General features: G+C 66.4%; 3 protein-coding genes. All 3 read right to left on the bottom strand.

Annotated features, from left to right (window positions below; genetic code table 11):
• Positions 1 to 774, bottom strand: a 774-nt coding sequence (locus ACWCOM_RS18425; protein ID WP_454550191.1) for a replication initiation protein, incomplete at its 3' end; no start/stop codon positions are given.
• 1,216 nt (positions 775 to 1,990) lie between these two features.
• Positions 1,991 to 2,263, bottom strand: coding sequence for a sigma factor-like helix-turn-helix DNA-binding protein (locus ACWCOM_RS18420; RefSeq protein ID WP_439265841.1), 273 nt, complete (start codon positions 2,261 to 2,263; stop codon positions 1,991 to 1,993).
• Positions 2,260 to 2,494 (bottom strand): hypothetical protein (locus ACWCOM_RS18415; protein ID WP_454550190.1); only part of this gene is annotated, 235 nt, incomplete at its 5' end. The genes ACWCOM_RS18415 and ACWCOM_RS18420, both read right to left, overlap by 4 nt.

Genomic DNA, 2,494 nt, shown 5'->3' with positions numbered 1-2,494 from the left:
TTGGTTGGTGAGTTCTGGGGTGATGTTGCGCCAGGTCCAGCGGGCGATGGAACGGGCCAGGTGCAGCACTTCCACCTCGCCCAGCGGGCCGCGGGTGAACTCCTCGGCGATGGCGGTGAGGTTCTTGTTCACGGCGAAGGCGTGAACGGTCTGCTCCCACTCGCTGGCATCGTCGTAGCGCAACCGAGCGCGGTAGGCCCATTGGCGAGTGAGGTGGAACAGGGCGACGTTGCGGCCCACGGAGGACGCTGTGAGGGCTTTTCCGGTCCTGGAAGGCCCTGGGAGGGCTCCGACGTCTCCGAGGGCCTGTGCGAGCTCCTGGAGGCCGTAGAGGGCGGTTTCCTCGCCCCACAGCGGCATGTGCTGGCGGTGGACGGGGTTCTTGGTCACCCGGCCCGCGTAGCCGACGTCTCCGCCCAGGACGTCGACGAGGCCTTGCTCGATGCGGGCCAGGAGGTTGATCGGCTTCCGGCGGGCGGAGTCGGTGAGGCACACCGGAGCGGCCAGGGCGTAGGCGATGTGCCCGGAGCGGGTGTGCGGGTTCAGCGTCACCCAGGAGGGCTGAGGCAGCCCGACCAGATCGGCCACCTGGTCGGCCTCGGAGCCGTCGTGGTCGGTGACCACGATCGACTGCAGGCACAGCGGGTTGGTCTCGATGTAGGGCAGCTGCAGGGCGTGCTCTCGGGACAGTCGCCGGTAGGCGCCGTCCTTGCGCTCAGCGGCCAATGGCGCCTGCGGTAGCCAGTGGTCGGCGAACACGTTCTGGAAGCTCATGAGGTGACCCAACCACAGATTCCGCACCTCCTCGGGTAGGACGCACCCTTAATCAGATACTTCCCCCAAAAATTCTTTCCAGCCTGCGCGTAGCGCAGTCCGCTTTGGGGTCCTCCCGAACCCCATTGGAACCGTCACACCTCATGCATCATTCGATGACCGAGGCCCAGGCGACCCAACGCAGGCGCACACAGGCTCAGCTGCACTCTTCTCGGGAGGTGCCCAGAGCATCGCAACCAGGCACCGACTCAGCCCCCTTTTTCATCCGCCGGCCCCGACAGCCACGGTCACTGTCGATGACTCCTGCTGCCCCCGACTCACCCCTTCACGGGTGAGGGGTTAACTCGTTCCGGGTGAGGCGACCAGACGGGTCCTTGTGCTCGGCCATGTGGTCGAGCGGGTGCCTGGTGGGGTGGCGTGGTGGTTGGCGGTGGGCCGGTTTCGGGCGCGCTGGGGTGTCCTGGTTGTGCGTACCGAGGACTCCTGGGGAGGTGGTGACGAGCGTCTTCCCCACGGGTCGGTCGAAGAATGCAAGAGGTGTGACGGCTCAGAAGTGCGTTGGTTGGCTCAGCGATGCGTTCAGCGGAGCAAAGCTGAGGGGGTGTGCTGATGGGTGGGGGGCGCTGATCAGGACTAGTTGTCGCTGCTGTGGGCACGAAAAAAGCCGGGGAGTGGTGCCCGGCTTTTTTCGTGGGGAGGAGGATCCCGTTCCCCACCTCTGAGTGTCCTGCACAGCGGTCCGGGATGCCTAGTGCCGGAGACCTTACGAGTGCTGGACCAGCGCTGTAACGGGAGGCCGGGCCTGGTCTCCCTGGCCTCCCGTGGGAGCGGTTGATGTGAGCCCGCCAACTCCCGCCTTCAGTGTCTGTCGTGGTCCCGAAGACGCCCAAAGGTGACGAAGGAACGCGGGCGAAAGGCTCGGCAGAGGGCGGATCTGTCGATGTCGGCCTCCGATCTGGAGACGTGGCCGAGGAGGTCTGTCCCGCACGTGCTGGACAGCATCAGTGGGGCGGCCCCGGGCGGAGCAAAGCTATGTTCTATGTGCCATAGAACGGGATCGGCCTCCGGCGGGGGCACCACGCGGGGCGGGTGAGCGCTGCGCTGGGCATGCGAAAGGCCGGGGAGGGGCCCCGGCCTTTCCAGTGATTTGCCTTTCACCGTGGATCATTCTGCGGCACGGAACCGGTCCACGCCGCCCATGTCGGCGGAAGAGTCCTCAGGTGACGGAAGTGAGCTTGTGCCGGTCTCGGGCGCGCTGGACAAGGTTCTGGGCGGCCTTCTCAGAGCAGTCGAGGCGGTCGGCGATCTCGCGGTACTTCAGGCCGGCGTTCTTGAGCTCGAGGGCGAGATCCTGCCGGGCCCGAGAGCGCTTGATGAACTCATCACGCGGTTCAGCGGCGATGCGACGAACGGTGCGGGTGGAACAGCCCAGGGCTTCTGCTCCCTCCTTGGCGGTGACAGTGCGCCGTGCGGGTGTCTCGGCAGTCATCGGAAGAGCTCCTTGGATGCGTGGGTGCGGTCGATGCGGCGTTTGTCAGCAGCGCGTTGAGCGCGGCGCTGTTGGTGCTCCGGAGCGGTCCAGGCTTCGCGTCGTTGGTTGGTGAGTTCTGGGGTGATGTTGCGCCAGGTCCAGCGGGCGATGGAACGGGCCAGGTGCAGCACTTCCACCTCGCCCAGCGGGCCGCGGGTGAACTCCTCGGCGATGGCGGTGAGGTTCTTG

The organism is Kocuria sp. KH4, assembly GCF_053711175.1.
Note: the sequence above shows the minus strand (reverse complement) of the source record. Positions and strands in the feature narration are given on the sequence as shown.

Bases quoted from the DNA above. Each gene is read 5' to 3' on its own strand.
- ACWCOM_RS18420 (WP_439265841.1), bottom strand. From the start codon at position 2,263: ATGACTGCCGAGACACCCGCACGGCGCACTGTCACCGCCAAGGAGGGA.